Annotated in this window: 14 protein-coding genes and 1 tRNA gene; 7 read left to right on the top strand and 8 right to left on the bottom strand. The window is 53.0% G+C overall.

What is annotated here, in order from left to right:
* Positions 1–328 precede the first annotated feature (328 nt).
* Both AC6I8X_RS02370 and AC6I8X_RS02375 read left to right on the top strand, forming a co-directional pair.
* Complete coding sequence (locus AC6I8X_RS02370; protein ID WP_313689316.1) at positions 329–673, top strand: hypothetical protein; 345 nt, start codon at positions 329–331, stop codon at positions 671–673.
* A gap of 28 nt (positions 674–701) precedes the next feature.
* Positions 702–1,235, top strand: a complete 534-nt coding sequence (locus tag AC6I8X_RS02375) for a glycine zipper family protein (RefSeq protein ID WP_313689318.1) — start codon at positions 702–704, stop codon at positions 1,233–1,235.
* A 68-nt stretch (positions 1,236–1,303) separates the two neighbouring features.
* Here AC6I8X_RS02375 and AC6I8X_RS02380 read toward each other — a convergent pair whose 3' ends face one another.
* From AC6I8X_RS02380 to AC6I8X_RS02395, 4 genes are all read right to left on the bottom strand, one after another.
* Entirely contained in the window at positions 1,304–4,420 is a 3,117-nt protein-coding gene (locus AC6I8X_RS02380; RefSeq protein ID WP_313689320.1) for an efflux RND transporter permease subunit, read from the bottom strand.
* The gene (locus AC6I8X_RS02385; RefSeq protein ID WP_497840506.1) at positions 4,420–7,482 is read right to left on the bottom strand and encodes an efflux RND transporter permease subunit; all 3,063 of its coding nucleotides are present in this window, start codon (positions 7,480–7,482) and stop codon (positions 4,420–4,422) included. Before AC6I8X_RS02385 ends, AC6I8X_RS02380 begins: the two co-directional genes overlap by 1 nt.
* Before the next feature lie 12 nt (positions 7,483–7,494).
* Complete coding sequence (locus tag AC6I8X_RS02390; protein WP_497840507.1) at positions 7,495–8,613, bottom strand: efflux RND transporter periplasmic adaptor subunit; 1,119 nt, start codon at positions 8,611–8,613, stop codon at positions 7,495–7,497.
* A 264-nt stretch (positions 8,614–8,877) separates the two neighbouring features.
* Entirely contained in the window at positions 8,878–9,174 is a 297-nt protein-coding gene (locus AC6I8X_RS02395) for a hypothetical protein (protein WP_497840508.1), read from the bottom strand.
* Positions 9,175–9,302: 128 nt separating this feature from the next.
* Between AC6I8X_RS02395 and AC6I8X_RS02400 the strand changes: the two genes are divergently transcribed.
* On the top strand, positions 9,303–9,515 hold the full coding sequence (locus tag AC6I8X_RS02400; protein ID WP_313686915.1) for a hypothetical protein: 213 nt from the start codon (positions 9,303–9,305) through the stop codon (positions 9,513–9,515).
* A gap of 47 nt (positions 9,516–9,562) precedes the next feature.
* On the opposite strand, the gene AC6I8X_RS02405 is transcribed toward AC6I8X_RS02400, so the two are convergent.
* Complete coding sequence (locus AC6I8X_RS02405; protein ID WP_497840510.1) at positions 9,563–12,610, bottom strand: hypothetical protein; 3,048 nt, start codon at positions 12,608–12,610, stop codon at positions 9,563–9,565.
* A gap of 1,270 nt (positions 12,611–13,880) precedes the next feature.
* Between AC6I8X_RS02405 and AC6I8X_RS02410 the strand changes: the two genes are divergently transcribed.
* From AC6I8X_RS02410 to cydC, 4 genes are read left to right on the top strand one after another with little or no spacing between them, the layout of a single operon-like run.
* Positions 13,881–15,326: a cytochrome ubiquinol oxidase subunit I gene (locus AC6I8X_RS02410; protein WP_299457982.1), complete on the top strand. Its 1,446-nt coding sequence runs from the start codon at positions 13,881–13,883 to the stop codon at positions 15,324–15,326.
* A gap of 16 nt (positions 15,327–15,342) precedes the next feature.
* Positions 15,343–16,389, top strand: a complete 1,047-nt coding sequence (locus AC6I8X_RS02415; RefSeq protein ID WP_299457980.1) for a cytochrome d ubiquinol oxidase subunit II — start codon at positions 15,343–15,345, stop codon at positions 16,387–16,389.
* Between the two features lie 7 nt (positions 16,390–16,396).
* Positions 16,397–18,151 carry a thiol reductant ABC exporter subunit CydD gene (cydD, locus tag AC6I8X_RS02420; protein WP_497840512.1) on the top strand — a complete coding sequence of 585 codons (1,755 nt, stop codon included), beginning with the start codon at positions 16,397–16,399 and terminating at the stop codon, positions 18,149–18,151.
* A gap of 2 nt (positions 18,152–18,153) precedes the next feature.
* Positions 18,154–19,800: a thiol reductant ABC exporter subunit CydC gene (gene cydC / locus AC6I8X_RS02425; RefSeq protein WP_497840514.1), complete on the top strand. Its 1,647-nt coding sequence runs from the start codon at positions 18,154–18,156 to the stop codon at positions 19,798–19,800.
* A gap of 162 nt (positions 19,801–19,962) precedes the next feature.
* On the opposite strand, the gene AC6I8X_RS02430 is transcribed toward cydC, so the two are convergent.
* The 3 genes from AC6I8X_RS02430 to dicD form a co-directional block, all read right to left on the bottom strand.
* Entirely contained in the window at positions 19,963–20,139 is a 177-nt protein-coding gene (locus AC6I8X_RS02430) for a YlcI/YnfO family protein (RefSeq protein ID WP_299457971.1), read from the bottom strand.
* 392 nt (positions 20,140–20,531) lie between these two features.
* A tRNA-Phe gene (locus AC6I8X_RS02435) sits at positions 20,532–20,607 on the bottom strand.
* A gap of 108 nt (positions 20,608–20,715) precedes the next feature.
* On the bottom strand, positions 20,716–21,294 hold the full coding sequence (dicD, locus tag AC6I8X_RS02440) for a division control transcriptional repressor DicD (protein WP_299457968.1): 579 nt from the start codon (positions 21,292–21,294) through the stop codon (positions 20,716–20,718).
* Positions 21,295–21,323: the final 29 nt, after the last annotated feature.

Consider the following 21,323-nt stretch of genomic DNA (forward strand, 5'->3'; position numbering starts at 1 on the left):
TGAAAATTGTCCTGGCCTGTATGATCTATGCGGTCGAGGCATTAATACTTATCTTTTTCAATCAGTCAGGTTAATAACTTAATGATGGCTGCGAATATTTTTTCTCATGCTAAATATATTGCAGAAACACAATTGAATGTTTTATCCATGATTTCTTCTATATGTTTGCGAATCATTTACTTAATTCTTCAGGAATACTGGCGCGTGTGTTCTAAATTAAAATGGTAAGGTTGATATTGTTTTATAAAGAAGCGCTATAAACAACGCATGTATCAAATGGTGTCTGCCCCGTTTATTTAACAACTTGTGTTGTCTCTGAAGGTGTATCATGAAAAGACTCATCTTTTTGCAAATTGTGATGACTTTACTGGTGGGGATAAGCGCACCTCACTTAGCCTATGCACGAGGTTATTACTATCATGGTTATGGTGGCCCCCGTGTCATTATTGGTGCCGGGCCAATCTGGTGGCCGCCTGCTTATTACGGCCCGCCACCTTATTACGGTCCGCCCGCAACCGTTTATGTGTCACCACCCGCTCCTCAGGTTTACGTTCAGCAGCCTGCACCGGCCAGCGCTTACTATTGCCGCAGTCCGGGAGGATATTATCCGCAGGTAAAACGTTGTCCATCCGGCTGGCTTAAAGTGGTGGCTCCAGCACCGGCCCCGTATTAAATAAATACCCATCAGAGGTCAAGCCAGCATGAAAACAATGACATGGTATCCGGCGGTTATTACGCTGGGCTGCGTGCTTTTATCCGGCTGTGTATCGCCCCCCAGCGGGCCGAATGTGACGGCATTGCCCGGTACGGGTAAAAGTTATGCGCAGTTTCAGACTGACGATTCCCTCTGCCGTGATTTTGCCCGAGGAAATCTGAGCCAGGCTACGCAACAGGCGAATAATAACGTGACAGCTAACGCTGCCGGAGGAACGTTGATAGGGGCTGCCAGTGGTGCATTAATTGGTGCAGCTTCCGGCCAGGCAGGGCCGGGGGCCCTGATTGGGGCCGGTGCGGGTCTGCTGGTGGGCAGCGCCGTGGCCAATAATTCATCCCTGCGCAGTAATGATGATATACAGCAGCAATATAACAATGTGTATGTTCAGTGCATGTACGCAAAAGGTAATCAGGTGCCAATGCCTGCGGGTTATGTCGCACCGGCTCCCGCCCCCTCAGCGGTTCCACCTGATTATTATCCACAGTCAGGAGACGATGTACCGCCTGATTATATGCCCTGATTAACAATGGGTTAATTAAAACTACAATGCCTGCCATTTTTAAACTGGCAGGCATTATTTATTCGTATTTATTTTTTGGTACGGCGAAAGTGTTGCCAGGTGCGGTCAAGCCATAAATAAATAACCGGTGTGGTGTAAAGCGTCAGAATTTGACTAAATAACAAACCACCAATAATTGAAATACCGAGTGGTTTCCGAAACTCGGAACCATAACCTGAACCTAAGACCAGCGGCAGCGCCCCTAAAATGGCGGCGCAGGTGGTCATCATAATGGGACGGAAACGGATCATACAGGCGCGCATAATGGCTTCCTCTGCACTGCGTTTATGCTCACGTTCTTCCGTTATGGCGAAATCAATCATGATGATGGCATTTTTCTTCACGATGCCAATCAGCAAGATCACCCCCACTAACGCGATAATGGAAAGCTGGGTATCGGTGATAAGCAGAGCAATTAATGCCCCCACACCTGCAGAAGGCAGGGTAGAGATAATCGTCAACGGGTGGATCAGATTCTCATACAGCATACCCAACACGATATAGACCGATATCAATGCCGCGAGAATCAACCAGGGCTCACTGGCGACGGATTGCTGAAATACCTGTGCCGTTCCCGAAAAGCTTCCCTGGATATTGGCGGGCATGCGCAACCGGGCGACAGCGTCATTCACCTGCTGGGTTGCCTGGCCAATGGCAGCCCCAGGTGCAAGGTTAAATGAGGCCGTGATAGCGGGAAAAGCATCCTGATGGTTAATCGAGATGGCTGTGCGGTTCAGGGTAAAATGTGCCATCGCAGCAAGGGGAATCAGCGTATTTCCTTCTGACGACACCGGAGTGGAGGGCGTTACCGTTGTGCTGCCTCCCCCGCCGGAGGGCGTGCCAGCCGGAACGTAAATTCCGGTCAGTGCTGCCGGATCGGTCCAGTATTCGGGGGCCAGCTCCATCACCACATGATATTGATTGGTCGATTTATAAATGGTCGATACCTGTCGCTGGCCGAAAGCGTCATATAACGCCTGATCGATTGAGGCAAATGGCACCCCCAGTCGGGAGGCGGTATCACGGTCTACATTCACCGTTGCCTGCAAGCTATTATCTTGTTGATCGGTATTGATGTCTTGCAGGATGGGGAGTGTGTGCATGGCAGCCACCACTTTCGGCACCCAGCTATCCAGGTCGGTTTGTTCATCAGCCGTCAGGGTATATTGGTATTGCGCACCACTTTGCCTGCCACCGACGGTAATATCCTGCGCGGACTGCAGGTAAAGTCTGGCACCCGGAATGTTCCCCAGCGCGTGGCGCAACTGACCAATCACCTCATCCGCACTCGCTTTGCGTTCTCCTAAAGGCTTCAGGGTGACAAACATAAAGCCGTTATTGATGGCGTTCGAGCCACCAATAAAACTGCCCACCGAGGCCACGTTGGGATTTTTGAGCACCAGCTGGTTGATCTGCTGAAACTTACGCTGCATCGCGTACCAGGAGATACTTTGCGAGGCTTGCACCCTGCCAATCAATCTGCCGGTATCCTCCTGCGGGAAAAAACCTTTGGGAATAACGATGTACAACACCACGTTCAGCACCAGTATCAATAGTGTCACCGTACCCATTAACACCGGGTGGAGCAGCACCCAACCGAGGGTGCGCTGGTAAAAACGGTGGAAGCCGGTGTGGGTATAGTGGTCCTGTTGAGGGGGATGCCGTGGTTTATGGCGCAGCGCCAGGCTTGCCAGCATCGGCGTTACCGTCAGCGAAATCAGCATCGACATCATAATCGCGACCGACAACGAGACCGAAAACTCACGAAACAGCCGTCCGACGATGCCCCCCATCAGCAACAGCGGGATAAATACCGCCACCAGCGACACGCTAATGGTCAGCACCGTAAACCCGACCTCATGTGCACCGTCGAGAGCGGCCTGGACCGGCGACTTCCCCCGTTCCAGATGGCGCATGATGTTCTCCACCACTACGATCGCATCATCCACCACAAAGCCGGTCGCAATCGTCAGCGCCATCAGTGACAGGTTATTGAGGCTAAATCCAAGGAAATACATCACCGCAAAGGTGCTGAGCAGTGAGAGGGGAACCACGATGGCGGGAACCAGGGTAGTACGCCAGTTGCGGAAAAAGGCAAAGGTCACCAGCGTGATCAGCAGCACCGCTATCAGCAGTGTTATCTCCACTTCCCGCAACGAGGCGCGAATGGTGGTGGTGCGATCCATCAAAATGTTCAGTTTGATGGTTGGGGCGATCGATTCGGATAAAAATGGCAGTTCAGCTTTCACGTTATCGACAGTGTCGATCACGTTGGCACCGGGTTGTTTATAGACGATCAGCAGTACAGCAGGTTTGCCGTTCGACAGGCCGTAATTTTCCAGATTCTCGACATCCTGCCGTACATAGCCAAGGTCGGCGATATGCACCACCTGCTGCGGTGTCTGGCTGACCACCAAAGGCCCATAATCCCCTTCCCGGTACAGCATATCGTTTGCGCCCAGGGTGTAAGTTTGATTGCCTTCGCGATGCGTTCCCTTGGGCAGATTGACGTTGGCATTGGCAATCACGGTGCGGATTTGTTCCAGGCTGATACCGTAGTGATTGGTGCGGTCAGGATTGAGTTCAATACGCACCGCAGGCAAGGCACCGCCGCCCACGGTGACATCGCCAACGCCTGAGGTTTGCAGCAGTTTTTGTTGTAGCACGGTTGAGGCGGCATCATACAGTTGCCCACGGGTGGCGGAATCGGAAGTCAGGCTGAGGATCAGAATCGGGGCATCGGCGGGATTCACTTTACGATAAGTCGGATTACCTTCCAGGTTGGCAGGCAGGTTGGTGCGTGCCGCGTTGATCGCCGCCTGGACATCACGCGCCGCACCATCGATATTGCGGTTCAAATCGAACTGCATGGTGATACGTGTCGCGCCCAGTGAGCTGACGGAGGTCATCTGCGTAATACCGGATATTTGCCCAAACTGGCGTTCCAGTGGTGTGGCCACGGACGTGGCGACGGTATTAGGATCGGCCCCTGGCAAGGTGGCTGTCACGCTGATGGTGGGAAAATCTACCTCGGGCAACGGTGCCACCGGCAACAAGTTAAACGCCAGTATGCCCGCCAGCGCCATGCCAACCGCTAACAGGATGGTGGCAACGGGCCGCCGGATAAAGGGAGCTGAAAGGTTCATCAGGACGACCTTGCGCGCCAGCGCGTTACCGCATCCCCCATGCGGTGCATGGCCAGATACATCACCGGGGTGGAGAACAGCGTCAGTAACTGGCTGACTACCAGGCCGCCAATGATGGCGATCCCCAACGGATGACGTAATTCCGATCCCATACCGGTGCCAAATGCCAGCGGGAGGGCGCCAAACATCGAGGCGATAGTGGTCATCAGGATTGGGCGAAAGCGCAGCTCAGCTGCCCGGGAAATCGCTTCAGTGGCGGAAAGCTGTTGGTTACGCTCCAGTTCAAGGGCGAAATCAATCATCATGATGGCATTCTTCATGACGATCCCAATCAACAGCACTATGCCGATCAGGCCGATAATATCGAACTGAGTACCGGTGATCACCAGCGCCAGCAAGGCCCCCAGCGCCGCAGAAGGTAAGGTAGACAGAATGGTGATCGGATGGATAAAGCTTTCATACAAAATGCCCAGCATCAGATAAACCACAATAATTGCCGCCAGCACCAGAAAAGCCTGGCTGGCCAGCGAAGCCTGAAAGGTTGCGGCTGCCCCCTCGAGCGCGATTTGCACAGACAACGGGATCGCCAGCTGTTGTTTGATGTGATCGAGATGTGTCAGGGCGGTGCCCAGCGTGTAGCCGGGCGCGAGGTTGAACGATACATCCGCATAGGGAAATTGCCCCTGTCGATTGATGGTGACGGGGGCCGGGATCACTGCCATCGTTGCCAGGGTTGCCAAAGGCGTGATTCCACCGGATGAGGTGCTGACATACAACCCGGAAAGCAGGCCGGACAGCTCAGCCGTTTCCCGGTCGGCGACCATCACCACATGGTATTGATTCAGATGGGTATAAATGGTGGAAATCTGACGCTGACCGAAGGCATCGTACAGCACATCATCAATCGCCTGGGGCGTTACCCCGAGGCGGGATGCGGTGGCGCGATCAAATGTCAGCTGAACTTGATTCCCCTGCTGTAGCGCCTGGCTTTGCACGTCGGCGAAGGCCGGGTCCTGCTTCATCGCCGCCAGCAATTTGGTGGTCCATTGGTTCAATATCCCCGGATCGGTGGCCTGTAACCCCACCCGATAACTGGTGGTGGAGATGCTGTCATCCAGCGTCAGATCCTGTACCGGATGCAGATAAAGGCGCACACCGGCCTGATTTGCCGTTGCATCCGCCAGACGGCGCATCACCTGACTGCTGCTATCGCGAGCTCCTTTGTCTTTGAGATTGATAAGCACCGTTCCCTGGTTAAGGGTGGGGTTAGTCTGATTGATGCCGACAAACGATGACAGGCTGGCAACGGCAGGATCTTTTAAAATTTCATTCACCAGTTGCTGCTGTTGCTGCACCATATAGGGAAAAGAGATATCCGGGGCAGCCTGAGAAACCCCCGCCAGCAATCCGGTATCCTGTTCAGGGAAAAAGCCTTTGGGCATCAACAGCAGTACTGCGAAAGTCAGCAGCGTGGTGAGCGCGACCGAAAAAAGCACCCATCCCTGATGGCGCAGCACCCAGCCCATGCTATGTACATAATGTTGATTGATGCGATCAAAGAAATCGGCCCGCCGGGTCTCCTCATGGGTTTTGAACATCTGTGAACACATCATTGGTGTGAGCGTCAGCGAGACAATAGCGGAAACGACGATGGCGATGGCCAGCGTCAGAGCAAACTCCCGGAACAGACGACCGACCACATCCCCCATAAATAGCAGTGGAATCATCACGGCAATCAGCGATACCGACAGCGAAATAATGGTGAAACCAATTTGTTTTGAGCCTTTCAGCGCCGCTTCCCGCGGTGGGTCGCCGCTTTCAATATAGCGAGTGATGTTTTCAATCATGACGATGGCATCGTCAACCAGAAAACCGGTGGCGACGGTGAGGGCCATCAGCGTCAGGTTGTTGAGTGAAAAACCGAGGCTCCAGGCAATCGCCAGCGTGCCAATCAGTGACAGAGGGACGGTGACTGCCGGGATGACGGTAGCGGCGAGTTTGCGTAAAAAGATGAAGATCACCATGATCACCAGCGCAATGGCGACCGCCAGTTCGTACTCGACATCGGTGACGGAAGCGCGGATGGTTTGCGTGCGATCGGTGAGGATGGTGACCTTAACGGTGCCAGGTAGGCTGGCGCGCAGCTGTGGTAAGAGATTTTTGATCCGGTCAACCACCTCGATCACGTTGGCTCCCGGCTGGCGCTGAATATTCAGCACAATGGCGGGTGTGGTGTTGGTCCAGGCTGCCTGGTAGCGATTTTCTGAGGCGTCAATGACGCTGGCAACTTGCGCCAGCCGCACCGGGGCACCGTTTTTGTAGGCAATGATAATCTTCTGGTAATCCGCCGCCGATTGCAGTTGGTCGTTAGCGCCAATCGAAAACGCCTGCCAGGGACCGATCAGATTGCCTTTGGCCTGGTTGACGTTAGCATTGCCCAGACTGGTGCGGACATTATCCAGCGAAATACCCAGTGCATTCAGTGCCTGGCTATTGACCTCGACCCTGACGGCAGGACGCTGACCACCGCCGATAGAGACCAGACCTACGCCGGTAATCTGGGAAATCTTCTGCGCCAGCCGGGTATCGGCCAGATCTTCAACCTCTGTGAGCGGTAAAACATCTGAAGTGAGAGACAGAGTAAGTACCGGCGCATCGGCGGGATTGACCTTATTGTAAACCGGTGGATAAGGCAGATTAGTGGGTAAGTAGCTTGCCGAGGCGTTAATTGCCGCCTGAACTTCCTGCTCCGCCACATCGAGTGATAAGGCCAAATCGAATTCCAGTGTGATGATGGAAACGCCATTCGAGCTGGTGGAGTTCATCGCCTTGAGGCCGGCCATTTCCCCTAATTGCACTTCCAGCGGGGCGGTGATGGAGGTACTGATCACCTCGGGACTGGCCCCTGGATACTGGGTATAAACCTGGATGGTGGGATAGTCCACATCCGGCAGTGCGGACACTGGCAGCAAGCGATAGCCCAATAATCCCGCCAGCAGCAGAGCAATCATCAGCAAGGTCGTTGCGATGGGGCGCTCAATAAAGGGGCGAGAGACATTCATGGCAGCCCCTTATCACGGCGACACAATGCGGATCAGTGAGCCGTTATCCAGCTTGTCTGCACCGTCGGTAACAATTCGCTCACCGGGCTGCACGCCGTTATTGAGGATGGCGCTATTCTGCCCGCTGGTCGGTCCCACTTTTACATTACGCAGTTCAACTTTATTCGCGCCGCCGACCACAAAAATAAAGTCTCCCTTGCTGCCGTGCTGGATCGCGGCGGTGGGGATGACCGGGACGTGCTTCAGGGTGTTGACCTGCATATGGACATTGACAAACTGATTGGGAAACAAGACGTTGCCGCTATTGGGAAACTCCGCTTTGACTTTGATGGTTCCGGTGCTGGTATCCACCTGATTATCGACGGCAATCAGCTGTCCCTGGCTGAGCAGACGCTGATCATCACGGTTATAAGCGAAAACGGGCACCGTACCGTGCGTTATGGCTGCGCTGATTTGGTCCCGGTAATCTTCTGGAACGGCATACAGCACCGTGGCGGGATCCAGTTGCGTGATCACGGCAATTCCGGTGGTGCTGGTCGTGGTGATGTAATTGCCTGGATCGACCAGACGCAGTCCAATAACGCCCTCCACCGGGGAGGTAATGGCGGTATAACTTAACTCGACATCAAGATTTTTTACCGTGCCGGAATCGGTCTGTACCGTGCCCTCATCCTCTTTGACCGTCGCGACCTGGGTATCCAGCATTTGTTGGGTAATGGCACCGGATTTGATCGACTGCTGGTAGCGGCGTAAATTCTGCTGGTCATTGAGCAGCAGCGCCTGATCGTGAACCAGGGTTCCCTGCGCCGCTAACCGTTGCGCTTCTAACTGGCGTGAGTCGATATGGGCAATCAGCTGCCCTTGTTTCACCGGCTGGCCTTCTTTGAAATAAACCTGGTCGAGAATGCCGTCGATCTGCGGCACGATGGTGACGGTGCGGGTCGCGGTCACTGTTCCTAACGCATCGATGAATACCGGCACATCGCTGAGTTTTGCCGCCACGGCAGTGACGGGCGTACTTTGCTCATGTGTGGTGTTGGCGGGGGGCGTCTGACGAAAAAATACATACCAGGCCGCAATCAGGCATAAAAAAATAATCAACAACAACCCAGACCAAGTGACTTTTTTCATAAAGACCACTCTATAGTTGCAATCCCATTGACCCTTTAAAACGTTCTGATGCGCAGTGGTAATGTTGATAATTATAGTGTCGGTAGTGCCTCACTAACGCTGGCCAGAATGTAACAATTACTTCAGCAGATGATAAATATGAGAGAAACAGGCGGTGAATAAATTGGGGGGTAACATGGATAGTCCTTATCATGGTAACTCCTTATTTAAGAATGATGTGCCCTATAAAACGTCCTCGTTCTATAGGGCAACTTTCCAGTCAGGCTATTTTTTATAAACTTCCAGACCAATATCTTTGTGATCGGTTTTATGGCCGACTTCATCAACGATTCGGTAATAACATTGGCTGGATTTTATTTCTCCGCTTTCATGGCACTTTTTGTTAGCCGCTTTAGAAAAGGCTTTATGACCCACGGTCGGGGTGCCAGTTTGGGTGACTGAAATATTACCGATACTTACGTATCCTCCTGATTTCACTTCATCTGCGGTGACTTGCTTTGCAGCAAATGAAGAGGCGGAAAACAATAGGGTCAGGGCCAGTAGTGAGGTGAGATGTTTCATATTATATCCTTATCTTGATAATAATTAGCCTGCTTTGAAATTTTATCATCAAAGCTATTTAAGTTTTAGCGCGGATTGAAAGAAAATCAACATGGAAAAGAACCGCCAATTTCAACTCCGGGGATAGGATGGAAAATCAGGATCTGGTTTGTTTGATGCGTCTTTCATGCGGCGGCTGTCAGGTTAAAACCACATCGGCTGATGTGGTTGACGCTGGCTATGAAAGAAGTAACGGGTTTCAGGTCGATGTTTCGTTTTTAGCATCACAGACTTACTTGTTTGCAAATGTGCATAGTTTGGTGAAGCTCTTCTCGGTAATTATTACAAAGACGCGTAAATAATGAGATTGTTTTTCATCACCTTACTTATTGCTATCACCTGCACTATTTCAATTGACACGCTGATGCCGCAGGCTATTTACGCTGGCTCTTGCCTCCTGCCATTCCTGATAAAGTGTTGCCATATCTACCCACTGCAACCATTTTGCTGAGTGCTGTAAAAATTCATCAGCGACGGCATTGCGTAACACCTCGGCAGTAAACCCGACAAAGCCCAGTAACCCGAGTCCGATGCTGATGCTTGCGTACAGGCAGTTGCCATCGTAGCGAGTGTCAATGATCCTGCCATCAAGGCCAACAGGCCAGTAATGCGCCGATGCGTCATTTCCGGTGGAGGTGCCCGCCAGATTGGTATCGCGCTGCAAAACCAGGTTTAAATATATTTCGTTTAACTGGGGTTCAGCGCTGGCGCGTATTTCCTGCGGATTGAAACTGCCATCGGCGCGGAACTCATTTACCACCAGCACGATGCCAGCAGGCATGACCCCTGAAGCCAGCAACATATTGAGGGCATCATCCGCGAGCTGATTATTGAAACTTCCCGACTGGCGTAACAGGAAATGACTCATTTCCTGGATCTGTTGTACGGAAGGGGTCCAGCCGCAAGCCGGGAGTAAGGCCACGGTGTTGAAATCTAAGGCTGGGGGCTGTGGGGTTATCACGCTATTCAAATCGACCGGTGAAGAGATATGGGAAGGAAGGGGCGTTATCAGCCGGTTGATATCACCAGGCAAAAGGGTACCGAAGGGGGTGGGAACCGGGGTGAGATTATTGAAATCCAGTAACGAAAGTGCGGGTGAGGCAGCAACGGCGGGAGAGATAAGAGAATTATCCTCGTTCCTGATGCGCCCCGATAATTTTATACCCAGTTCATGCAGGGTGCGTATATCTAACCTGGTCAGCACACTGATATCGCTCAATGGCAGTCGCGGGTACAGCTTATGCAGGCGTCCGGCGTATTCATGGAGGGTTTCCATTTTCTTACGTGGGGTGATTTTCTTTATCCGGGTGCCTTCCTTCGACAGCGATTGATATTCTGGCCGATAGCGCAGCCTGCGTTCGTCTTCTCCTGTCAGCAGGCTGATATCACGGTAGGATGGTTTAGGCTTTAAGCTGAGTAGTCGGCGGGCATAATCTTCCGCTGATTCGTCAGTGCCACGCGGGGTGCTGGCATGAATTTGCTTCCCAGGTGCTGACAGCTTCTGAAACGCAGGGATTTTCTTTAGCTCCTGCAAACTTAATGTTGTCAGTCGGCAAAGCGCCCGCTGGGGAATGGTGGGAATCAACTCCTGCAAACGTATGGCATAGTCTTCCGGCGTCTCTTCCGGTCGCCAGGTATGCTGAAAAATGCTTGTCCAAACCACCATTGGGTATTTTTTTAATTTTTTTAGTCGGTTATACGTTTCCAGCAAACGGTAGCTGGCAGAGCGGGGCTTGGCGGGACGAGGTTGAGGCAGGGGTGGGATGGCGGCTGCTTTCCGGCGTCGCAGGGTTTTCTTACTTAATTCAATGATATCCCTCAATTCCGTTCTTTTACGCAAGGCCGATACGGATGCCTTAGTAATACTGCAGAGTTCTGGAATGCCCAACATCGGGTGTTCTTCATGCAGGCGCACCGCCCAATCCATTGACGACTCATACTCCTGTCGCGGTGTTGCCTGACGTGCCGCTTTAGCGGCGTCGGTCAGCGGGATAAATTCAGGCCATTGCCGCAGATTTTGTTCACTCACGCCAACTGCAACGCAAATTTCAGTGGGTTTCAGATGTGGATGCTCGTTAAGCAGACGCACTGCGTAGGCATGGTTGCTCTCGTCATCCTGACGACGTGTGGTTTGTTGCGCGATTTTAGCCGCAGGCGTCAGTTCCTTAAATTCCGGTCTTTGCCGCAGATTCGGTTCGCTCATACCGGAAATATAACTGATATCGTCAAGAGTCAGGTCGGGGTTAGCCCGAAACAGGCGTATAGCACATTGCAGTGGCGATTCATCATCGCGGCGGGATTGGTTTTCGAAAGCTCTCTGACCTGCTTCCGATAGCGTTTTGAATTCGGCTCGTTGCCGCAAAATATTTTCATCCATCCTGGCGATGGCACTCAGTTCATGGGGTGTCAGGTGTGGGTAAAGCGCGTGCAGCCGACGGGCATAATCCAGCGTGGATTCACTCTCAAGTTGAGGGCTGAGATGCATAGCGGTGGTAGCTGCTTTGGTTAAACTTTTGAACATCCACAGCTTGCGCAGCCGCCGGATATCCATCCATGCCAGTACGCAGAAATCGTCTTCACACAAGTCAGGATAGAGCGGATAGATACGCCGGACGTAAGCCGGGCCAGATTCATCTTCTCCCTTAGGCGTGGCCGTCTGCGCCTCTTCTCCTTCTGGTGACAGAATTTTAAATTCCGGCCGATAGCGTAAATCCTGAACGCTCACTCCGGAGAGCATACTGATATCCCGCTGGAGTAAATCAGGGTTTTGCATCAACCGCAGAACATAGTGACTGTCGGATTCATTGGGCTGTCGGCGGGTGGTGATTTTGGCAATCTCACCGGCCGATGACAGGGCGTTAAAATGCTTTTTTGCTCGCACGGTTTGTTGACTGTTGTTAGCCCCGAGGACCGTCATCAGAGCGGGCATCACTCCCGGTTCATGTGCTGCGCGATAAAGCAGGGTTTCAGCCGGGGTGAGTAATTCAGGCTGGGGGGGGATCCTTTCATTAATGGTTGCCAGTGCTTTTTTAGCTTTCCCCGTATTTTCCAGCTTCTTAGTGAGCCTGTTCCGCATCGCAACGATTCTCGGATGTTTTTCTGCAGGTTGCCGACTCTCTGCGGGGGCGACTCTGGTGGTAGCAGCAATCTTCTGGATGCGTGGTGTGACAGCATGGGTTATCACAGCCGGGCGCGACGCGTAGTTGAAGGTAGATTGCGGCTGTAACGGCGGATAGTGCTGGCGATGGCTGCCCGACTCACGCGGTTGCAGAGAAACCGGGAGCTGCCAGCAGGAAGAGACAGCGTTTAAGGGCAGGATGAGGCGAGGAGGGGCTGCATGGGTAAACCGAATCGTTCCGACACTGGAGTAAGGCACAATAATATTGTTATCCGACATGAAGATCGCTTTTGCTGGATTGGGTTAGAGCAAGTAAGGCTTATAGATGCCTGATAACCAACGATTTGATAATCATTAAAAAGGGATTTTACCCTGATATTTTAATGAGATTGCGCTGATCCAGGTGGATACGCACCCTCCGTCGCGGCGCAATTTATTGCGCGGGTTTGCTTTGTGCGGTATCCGGCAGTGTGCACCGGCACAACATGGCGCAATAAATCGCGCCGTTACGGCTCCGTGCGGTTATTGGTCTGGTCGGCATTCATGTGCACCGGGTGGTTAACGTTCAGGACGGTAGCTACGGTGTTATGCGATGTTTACACCTATCCCCAATGCGCATGATTTGCCGTGGCACAATTAGCTGAATTTTGCATTTCAGTGCTATCGGCACGAATCTTCATTTTTCAGGTGACAACCCGCCTATGTTACCAGGAGGTTATATTTGTTGTTAATAATGGATCGAAAGGTTGTCAATGTAGCTTATGTGATAATCCAAATGTCGGTTGTTTTGTGAATTTCATGTTTTTATATTGGCTGCGGCGTTATTATTAATGCCGGGAATTATTATTCTTTTAAAGCCAAATTGATTGTTATTTCTCTCTTCGTTTTACCGTCTTGCGGGATTGCAGATGCGATGCTATCGTTGTAATAAATTGATTTAAATCAATTTTTTGTTTAACGAGTTGTTATAATTGAGCGAAATGGAAGCATCAGTATTAACGATTAATTTTCTTTTGGTTACAGTTCGTTGATTGATTGCAGCCATTTTTCTTTCTTGTGAATGAATATAATGTGGTGGGCAACAAAAATATGGATTACCCACATTTTTCTTGACAATATCCGGGTGGGGAGGAATATACTGGCCCTCATTCGGACTACACAGAACCTATATTGGGCTTTTATGACAATATATGCGTCTCGAAACCTGGGTACATCTCTAATAAGTAAATTTCAGCAGTTGCAGTAATTTGCTTATTGTCGGGTACTGTTAGCGCTTAGTTAATAAGCTTCGTCAGCCAACGCGTCTTAGTCAGCATGGTTTAGTCACCAGGCTACAAAGTCACGGCTATGCTTTCGAACATTATCCTGTTTCAGTCGTTTCTGTCAGGGGAATGTGCTAGCGGTAAGCCACCGACGTGAGGAATACGATGGTGCGGCACCTGTTTCTACTCTCCCTGTCCCGACTCTTATCATTTCACCTGCCAGGTAAGAGGAAGGGCGCCCGGTTGTCGCTGGCTAATACGGTCACTTAATAGAAAAGAAGATAGTCATGTTAAGTAATGATCTCACATCGCTGATTACGCGTATCGACTTTGCGCTAATCTCTTCAATACATATCATTTATCCACCGCTGACCATTGGTCTGGCTGCGCTTCTGTTCATTTCTGAACTGATGTGGGTCAGAAAAAATGACGAGAAGTGGTATCGGTTGTGTCGTTTTTTCGAAAAGCTGTTCATCGTTAACTTTGGTGCCGGTGTGGCCACCGGTGTCACGATGGAAATGGCTTTTGGTATCCTTTATGGTCGTTTTTCCCAGGCCGCCGGACCGTTTTTCGGTCAGGTGCTGGGCTATGAGACCATTACCGCCTTTATGTATGAAGCGGGCTTCATCGGATTGATGATTTTTGGCTGGGGCAAGATTAGCCGTGGCATGCATCTGTTCGCCACCTTCAACGTTGCCCTTTCCTCAACGCTGTCAGCGATGTGGATTCTGGTGGCTAACTCCTGGATGCAGACGCCTACCGGAGTCGAATACACGGATGGCATCTTCCATGTGACTGACTGGATGGCCGCGCTGTTCAATCCGAATGCCCGCACTGCCTTCCCACACATGCTGCTCGCCAGCTTCGAGCTGTCGCTCACCTTCGTGGTCGCAACCTGTGCCTGGTTCGTACTGAAGCGTCGCCATGTTGATCTGTTCCTGCGCCCCCTGAAATATTCACTGGTGTTGCTGGCCATCGTCGCTGCCACCCAGATTTGGATGGGCGATATGCTGGGTGAGGAAACGCTGGAGCATAAACCTGCTGCGCTCGCCGCGATGGAAGGGCATTACGACACCTATGACGCCGACGGCAACGTCAACAGCGCCTGGCACATCCTCGGTTGGCCGAATGCCGAAGGGACTGGGCTGGCATGGTCGATTTCTATCCCTCATGCATTGAGCCTGATTGAAACCAAAACCTGGAACGGTCCGGTGCGCGGCCTGAACAGCTTCCCGAAAGATGAACAGCCTCCGGTGGTGCTGCCGTTCTATGCCTTCCGCGCCATGAGCGCAGCGGGCGGCGCCATGCTGCTGGTGAGCCTGTGGGGAATCTGGCTGATGTGCCGCCGTCGTATGACGGTCGAACTGGCTCCGCGCAATACTGTGTTCCTGTTTATCGCCGTGGCGATGGTGGTGCTGCCTTATATCGCGGTGATCGCCGGTTGGTGGACGCGTGAAATCGGTCGTCAGCCGTGGATCGTCAACGGTCTGATGCGTACCGAGGACGGCATGAGCGCCATGACACTGGGTCTGGCAATCTTCTGGTTTGTCGGCTTTGCCATCTTCGAGTCAGCGGTTATCGCCGGTACGATCTGGTTTATGGCGAAGGTGGTTCGTATCGGACCTGACTTAACCAGCAAGCTGCCTGGTGAAGGTCACGAGCACCTTGGTCAGCTCGACCTGCCGCCAGATGGTGGTCACGCTGACCATCCTGAATACGTTCGCCCGGTCTGATACGGAGAAGACACCCATGGATATGCTTACTCATACTCAGCAGTTCCTGACCATCGCCTGGTGGTTGGCGTTTGGCATCAGCGTGCTGCTGTACATTGCGCTTGATGGCGCAGACCTTGGGGCGGGGATCTTCTCGCTCTTCGTTAAAGATCATGACGAACGCGGTGCCATCATGGCCGCGATGGCCGGTACCTGGGATGCCAACGAAACCTGGCTGATCGTGGCCGGTGGGATTATGTTTGGTACGTTCCCCTTCGTTTACGGCTCGGCTTTCAGCTATCTGATGGTGCCGATGGCCCTGGTGCTGTGGGGCATTATGTCCCGTGCTGTTGCGCTGGAGTTCCGTCACCTGGCTTCCCCGTTCTGGCAGCGTTTTTCTGACCACGTGTTTGGTATCGCCAGCCTGGCGGTCACCTTCTTCGGTGGGATGTGTGTTGGTGCGGTGTTACAGGGCTTTGCACTGGATACCCCGGCGCATGGCGTGCCGCATTATGCGGGTGGGGCGTTTAACTTTATTTCGGCTTTCTCCATCTGGACCGGTATCGCCTCCTGTGTGGCAATGACGTTCTCCGGCGTACTCTTTGTGCGTGCGCGCTTTGAAAAGTCTGAGCCTATCCGCCAGGATGCCGCTCGCTGGACCGCGACCATCTTCTGGTTAGCGATTGCGGCGGTTGTCATCACCTGGGTGTGGAGCGCTGCGATCTTTGACTGGGCGCGTGCGAAGTGGTTTGGACCGCATTTCTGGGTCTGGGGGCTGTTCGGTCTGATCGCCCTGTACTGCATTGAGCAGGTGCGTCGTGACACGCTGAAGGACAAAGATGTTGCCGCGATTATGTGGTTTAACGGTGCTGCGCTGATTCTGGGCTTCGGTATGCTGATCAGCATGTTCCCGTGGTTAGTACCAGGCACCTGGACCATCTGGGCTGGCGCCAGCCCGCAGGTTTCCCTGATCACCTTCACCCTGACGATGGGTGGGTTTGTACCCGTGATGATTATGTATAACTGGTATCAGATTTGGGTGTTCCGGGGACGTATCTCCAAACTGGTTGGCTACGGACACTAAATAAATCATGTCGGCTCGTCCTCCCCTTAGTGGAGCGGCCGCTCGCCTGGCGGAACGCTGGCTCTCAAGCCAGCGTCGCCAGGCAGGTGCGCTCTTTTCCCTGTCTGTCACCATGGCAACGCTGAATGCCATCATGATGATTGTCCAGTGCTGGTTGCTGGCGTGGTTGATTGACAGGGTCGTTATCGGCGGTAAAGGATTGGCCGACTTGTTCCCGGCGCTTTGGCTGTTACCCGCCGTGATGATCCTGCGCGCAGGCCTGGATTGGCTGCGTCAGGGCTTTGCTTTTGAGACCGCTGCACGTATCCGTCAGACGTTGCGCGCAACCTTACTGGAACGTATCTCAGCACTTGGCCCTGCATGGAGCCAGCAACAACGCACCGGCAGCATTGCCAGCTCGTTGGGTGAAGGTGTTGAAGCGATCGAAACCTATTTTTCCGCTTTCCTGCCGCAAAAAATCATTATCGGCATCGTCCCGTTGGCGATTCTGGCCGCGTTGTTCCCCTTTGATTGGGTATCCGGGCTGATCATGCTGATAACGGCTCCGCTGGTGCCGCTATTTATGATTCTGGTAGGCAAGGGGGCAGAGAAAATGAGCCTCAGGCAGTGGCATAAGCTCAGCCTGATGAGTGCGCATTTCTTTGATGTTATTTCCGGCCTGACGACGTTGCGTCAGTCCAATGCGGCCCGCAGACAGGCGGCGATCATTGCCGCGATCTCCGAAAACTATCGTCATACGACGATGAAAGTTCTGCGTGTTGCCTTTCTTTCTTCGCTGGTGCTGGAATTCTTTGCCACCATCAGTACTGCCATGGTGGCGGTGTATGTCGGCTTCCGCCTGTATTACGGTGAGATGGCTTTCCTGCCGGGTCTGTTCGCCCTGTTGCTGGCGCCTGAATTCTTTCGCCCGTTGCGCGATCTGGGTGCGCATTATCACGCGCGTATGGATGCCATTGGCGCAACCGAAGGCTTGCTGGCGATTCTGAACACCGAGCCACCGGCACAGTCAGACAGCAAGCCGCTGCCCTGTGCTGCACCGCAGGAAATTCAGCTCGAAGGTGTGGGATATCGTCACCCGGAAGGCGGGGGTATTGAAGATATCTCCTTTACGCTGCGCCGCGGCGAGACGCTGGCTATCGTCGGCACCAGCGGTGCAGGCAAGACCACGCTCGCCAGGCTGCTGCTGAGGTTTATCACCCCGGCTACGGGACGGATTCTGGTTGATGGGCAGGATTTGGCCGCACTGGATCTGCCCGAGTGGCAACAGCAAATTGGCTGGTTGCCACAACGGCCAACCCTGTTTGCCGGATCGATAGCAGACAACATTTGTCTGGCGCGACCGGAAGCCGGGAACAGCGAACTGTATGCCGCAGCCAAACTGGCTCAGGCTGCCACGTTTATCGAGGCTTTACCGACCAGTTATGCCACTCAGGTTGGCGATGGCGGCCAGGGGTTATCTGGCGGACAAATCCAGCGCGTGGCGATGGCCCGCGCGGTGCTGACTGCGCCACCGCTGCTGATTCTGGATGAACCGACTGCGGCACTGGACGGCAAAACCGCACGGCAGATGATGACTGCCCTGGCCGAGGCACTGCCGGATTCGGCTCGCCTGGTGATTACCCATGACACCGAAATGGCGGCAATGGCTGACCGGGTATTGGTGCTGGCAAACGGCAGGGTGATCGAGTCGGGCAAACCCAGGGAGCTGTTGCAGAGTGGCGGCGTGTTCGCTGAACTCGAACGGCTACAGAAGGGAGCATAAACATGAATGACTTACGACATTTATTGCAGCTGGCACGCCCCTGGCGCTGGCGCATGGCGCTCGGCATTGGTCTATCTGTGGTCGTCATCCTGTCTAACGTCACGTTGCTGGCACTGTCTGGCTGGTTTATCACTTCGATGGCGCTGGCTGGCATGGGAGCACTGACGCTGGAATTCTTCGCGCCTGCTGCCGCCATTCGTGGCTTAGCCGTGCTGCGTACCATCGCACGCTATCTTGAGCGACTGGTCACGCACGATGCAACATTACGGCTGCTGTCGGTTTTACGTGTGTGGTTCTATCAGCATCTTGAGCCTCTGGCCCCGGCGCGATTGCAGGCATTTCGCGATGGCGATGTGCTGGCTCGCCTGCGGGCAGATATTGATAGCCTCGACAACTTTTATCTCAGAATCTTTGCGCCTGCCGTTGCCGGGCTGATCTCATCCATTGTGATTCTGTGCGTATTGTTCTGGTTTTCTCCGGGCGTCGCGGCTATTGATGCCGCCATGCTGGTGCTGGCCGGCGTTATTGTCCCCCTCGTGGTGGTGGCACGTACCCGGACCAGCGGCAACGCGGTTGCGGGCTTACGTGCATCGATCCAGGTGGCTTCGACCGATCTAATCCGCGGTCTGGGTGAGTTGCAGATTGCAGGTGCCGTCAGTCGCCAGGCCCGCCATTTGTCGCAGCTTTCGCAAAAGCTGATTGCTGCACAGCGTCAGCAGGCCTGGATCGGCGCATTGGGTAGCGTGCTGTCAGCCCTCGCGGGTCAGATCGGCATGTTTTGCGCCTTTATCCTGCTGGTTAGCGCGGGGCATGCAGGCGGCCTGGCCGGTAACGACATCGTGATGCTGTTGTTTGCCGTGCTCGCCAGCGCGGAAGCCGTGGCCGCATTGCCGACCGCCTTTGCCGCGCTGGGCGTCACCCGCGAAGCGGCACGCCGTATTTTTTCTCTGGCAGAACTGGCACCTGCCGTCGAGTTGCCCGCAGCCAGCCCGATGCCTGAAACCTTTGACCTGACGTTTTCAGCGGTAACCATGCGTTATGCCCCAGAACATCCGGCAGTGTTCGACTCACTGAGCTTTCACGTTCCTGCGGGGCATTGCCTTGCCATCCTTGGCCCAAGCGGGGCGGGCAAAACCACGATTCTCAACCTGATTCAGGGTTTCTGGCGTTGCGATAAGGGCAGCGTTGCGATTGGCGGCAGTGAAGTAACCGATCTGTCTGACGAGGTATTGCGCCAGGCTATTTCAGTGGTCGGGCAAAAAACCTATCTGTTTAATGCGTCGATTCGCGACAACCTGCGGCTGGTTGCCCCTGACGCGGATGATGACGTTTTATGGCAGGCACTCAACCAGGCTTCACTGGCAGAAGAAGTGCGGGCCTTCCCGCATGGGCTGGATACGCTGGTCGGGGAACTCGGGGCGCGTCTTTCTGGCGGACAGGCTCGCAGAATTTCCATTGCCCGCGCATTCCTGTCGCATGCACCGATTATTTTGCTGGATGAACCGACGGAAGGTTTGGATGCCACGAATACGGAAATGGTGCTGAATGCGCTGAAGGAACTGGTAAAAGGAAAAACCACGTTGTTGGTTACGCATCAGATTCAGCCATTAATGCTTGCTGATAGCCGACTGGTGCTTGAAGGCGCGTAAAATAAAAGGCCTGTGACGGATTGGATTATTATCCTGACAGGCCTTTAATTCATGTTTGATATTACCCTTCGCCAAAAATCTGTTATATCCAACCAATACTTCATCCTGAACTATTCCTTTTTCTGCTGCTAAGCTGGATAAATATTACAAGAAAGGCTGCGACTAATCCTTTTTCAGATTCTTCTGTACTTCCCGCACCTTAAGACGGCAGGCATCCACCACCCAGGCTGAGAAGTTCTGGCTATTTTCACTCCCCATGCTGGCCTCAATCTGATCGAGCAATGAATGCGAGAAGCGAATGTGTTTGCGACGGGTTTTCGAATTTGTCATCTTGTCCATATATTTCCCCTGTGAAATTATCAAAATTTATAAAATGGATGGAAGGCAAAATAATATTTTTATCAGACGGTTTCTGTAGAAAGAGTATCAGCAGGTGTTTTTTGATATTTTTCCGAACCGGTCAGGTATCTCTGATATGAAATACTATCTTACCAGAAGGTAGTCGAGTTCATCGTTATTTAAATTCGCGGATTCAGGATTATTCCCTGTGGGGTTTTGAGTAGCGAACTTCACGGATGTAATAATTATGCTATAAAAATTTCTGAGATATTGGTACTGAAAGTACCGAATTTTTATTTACAAAGCGTTAGCTAATGTAAACCGGCGATAGCTGCTGACAGGCGGGGGCTAAAAAGCAAAAACCCAGCCATAAGGCTGGGTTTTCTGAATTTTGGTGCCCGAACCCGGAATCGAACCAGGGACACGGGGATTTTCAATCCCCTGCTCTACCGACTGAGCTATTCGGGCAACGGGGCGCATTAAACCCTAATGGCTTACGATCGTCAACGGCTTTCGCGAAAAAACCGGAGGAAACGTGATTGATTGCCTGCTTTTCAGGCAGAACGGCCAAAATCGTCAGGATAGCGCGCCGTTCTTGCGGCACAGCGCGATGCTCAACACGTCTTCAGCCAGATGGCGCGCCATCGCGACATCATGCACGTTACGCTTCACCAGCAGCTTGCTCAGGCAGCCTTCAAGAATCAACTCCATCTGATCGGCAACCATTGGCGGGTTATCCAGCTCAAGATTGACCAGAATCTCGTGGGTAAACTGCCAGGAGGCGCGTTTCTGCTGTTCTGCCAGCTGATGAACCGGCTGATCGGGCTGTGGATAGAAGCTACAGGCGGCAATAAACAGGCAACCGGGGAAACGCCCTTTGCTGACGTGCTCTGCCAGCACTTCGTAGCGTGCCAGCAGCTTTTCCGCACCCGTCAGATGCTCGTTAAGCTGCACCTGGCGTCGCCAGCTATCAATCTGCTGGGCGTGGTAGCGCAGGGCGTCATACAGCAGGGCATCACGATCCGGCCAGTAGCGTTGTAATTGCTGAGGCGATAGATCGGTTTCTCCGGCCAGCTGTTGCAGCGAGGTGGTTGCGGCGAGGCCGCTCTGTTCAAGCACATTTAACGCATGCTCGAGTATCTGTTCACGTTGCAAGTGACTCTCCTCTGGTATGCGGCCCGTTC

Source organism: Pantoea sp. X-Soil-TKNS-1280 (assembly GCF_059730475.1).

Bases quoted from the DNA above. Each gene is read 5' to 3' on its own strand.
- AC6I8X_RS02370 (WP_313689316.1), top strand. From the start codon at position 329: ATGAAAAGACTCATCTTTTTGCAAATTGTGATGACTTTACTGGTGGGG.
- AC6I8X_RS02375 (WP_313689318.1), top strand. From the start codon at position 702: ATGAAAACAATGACATGGTATCCGGCGGTTATTACGCTGGGCTGCGTG.
- AC6I8X_RS02380 (WP_313689320.1), bottom strand. From the start codon at position 4,420: ATGAACCTTTCAGCTCCCTTTATCCGGCGGCCCGTTGCCACCATCCTG.
- AC6I8X_RS02385 (WP_497840506.1), bottom strand. From the start codon at position 7,482: ATGAATGTCTCTCGCCCCTTTATTGAGCGCCCCATCGCAACGACCTTG.
- AC6I8X_RS02390 (WP_497840507.1), bottom strand. From the start codon at position 8,613: ATGAAAAAAGTCACTTGGTCTGGGTTGTTGTTGATTATTTTTTTATGC.
- AC6I8X_RS02395 (WP_497840508.1), bottom strand. From the start codon at position 9,174: ATGAAACATCTCACCTCACTACTGGCCCTGACCCTATTGTTTTCCGCC.
- AC6I8X_RS02400 (WP_313686915.1), top strand. From the start codon at position 9,303: ATGGAAAATCAGGATCTGGTTTGTTTGATGCGTCTTTCATGCGGCGGC.
- AC6I8X_RS02405 (WP_497840510.1), bottom strand. From the start codon at position 12,610: ATGTCGGATAACAATATTATTGTGCCTTACTCCAGTGTCGGAACGATT.
- AC6I8X_RS02410 (WP_299457982.1), top strand. From the start codon at position 13,881: ATGTTAAGTAATGATCTCACATCGCTGATTACGCGTATCGACTTTGCG.
- AC6I8X_RS02415 (WP_299457980.1), top strand. From the start codon at position 15,343: ATGGATATGCTTACTCATACTCAGCAGTTCCTGACCATCGCCTGGTGG.
- cydD (WP_497840512.1), top strand. From the start codon at position 16,397: ATGTCGGCTCGTCCTCCCCTTAGTGGAGCGGCCGCTCGCCTGGCGGAA.
- cydC (WP_497840514.1), top strand. From the start codon at position 18,154: ATGAATGACTTACGACATTTATTGCAGCTGGCACGCCCCTGGCGCTGG.
- AC6I8X_RS02430 (WP_299457971.1), bottom strand. From the start codon at position 20,139: ATGGACAAGATGACAAATTCGAAAACCCGTCGCAAACACATTCGCTTC.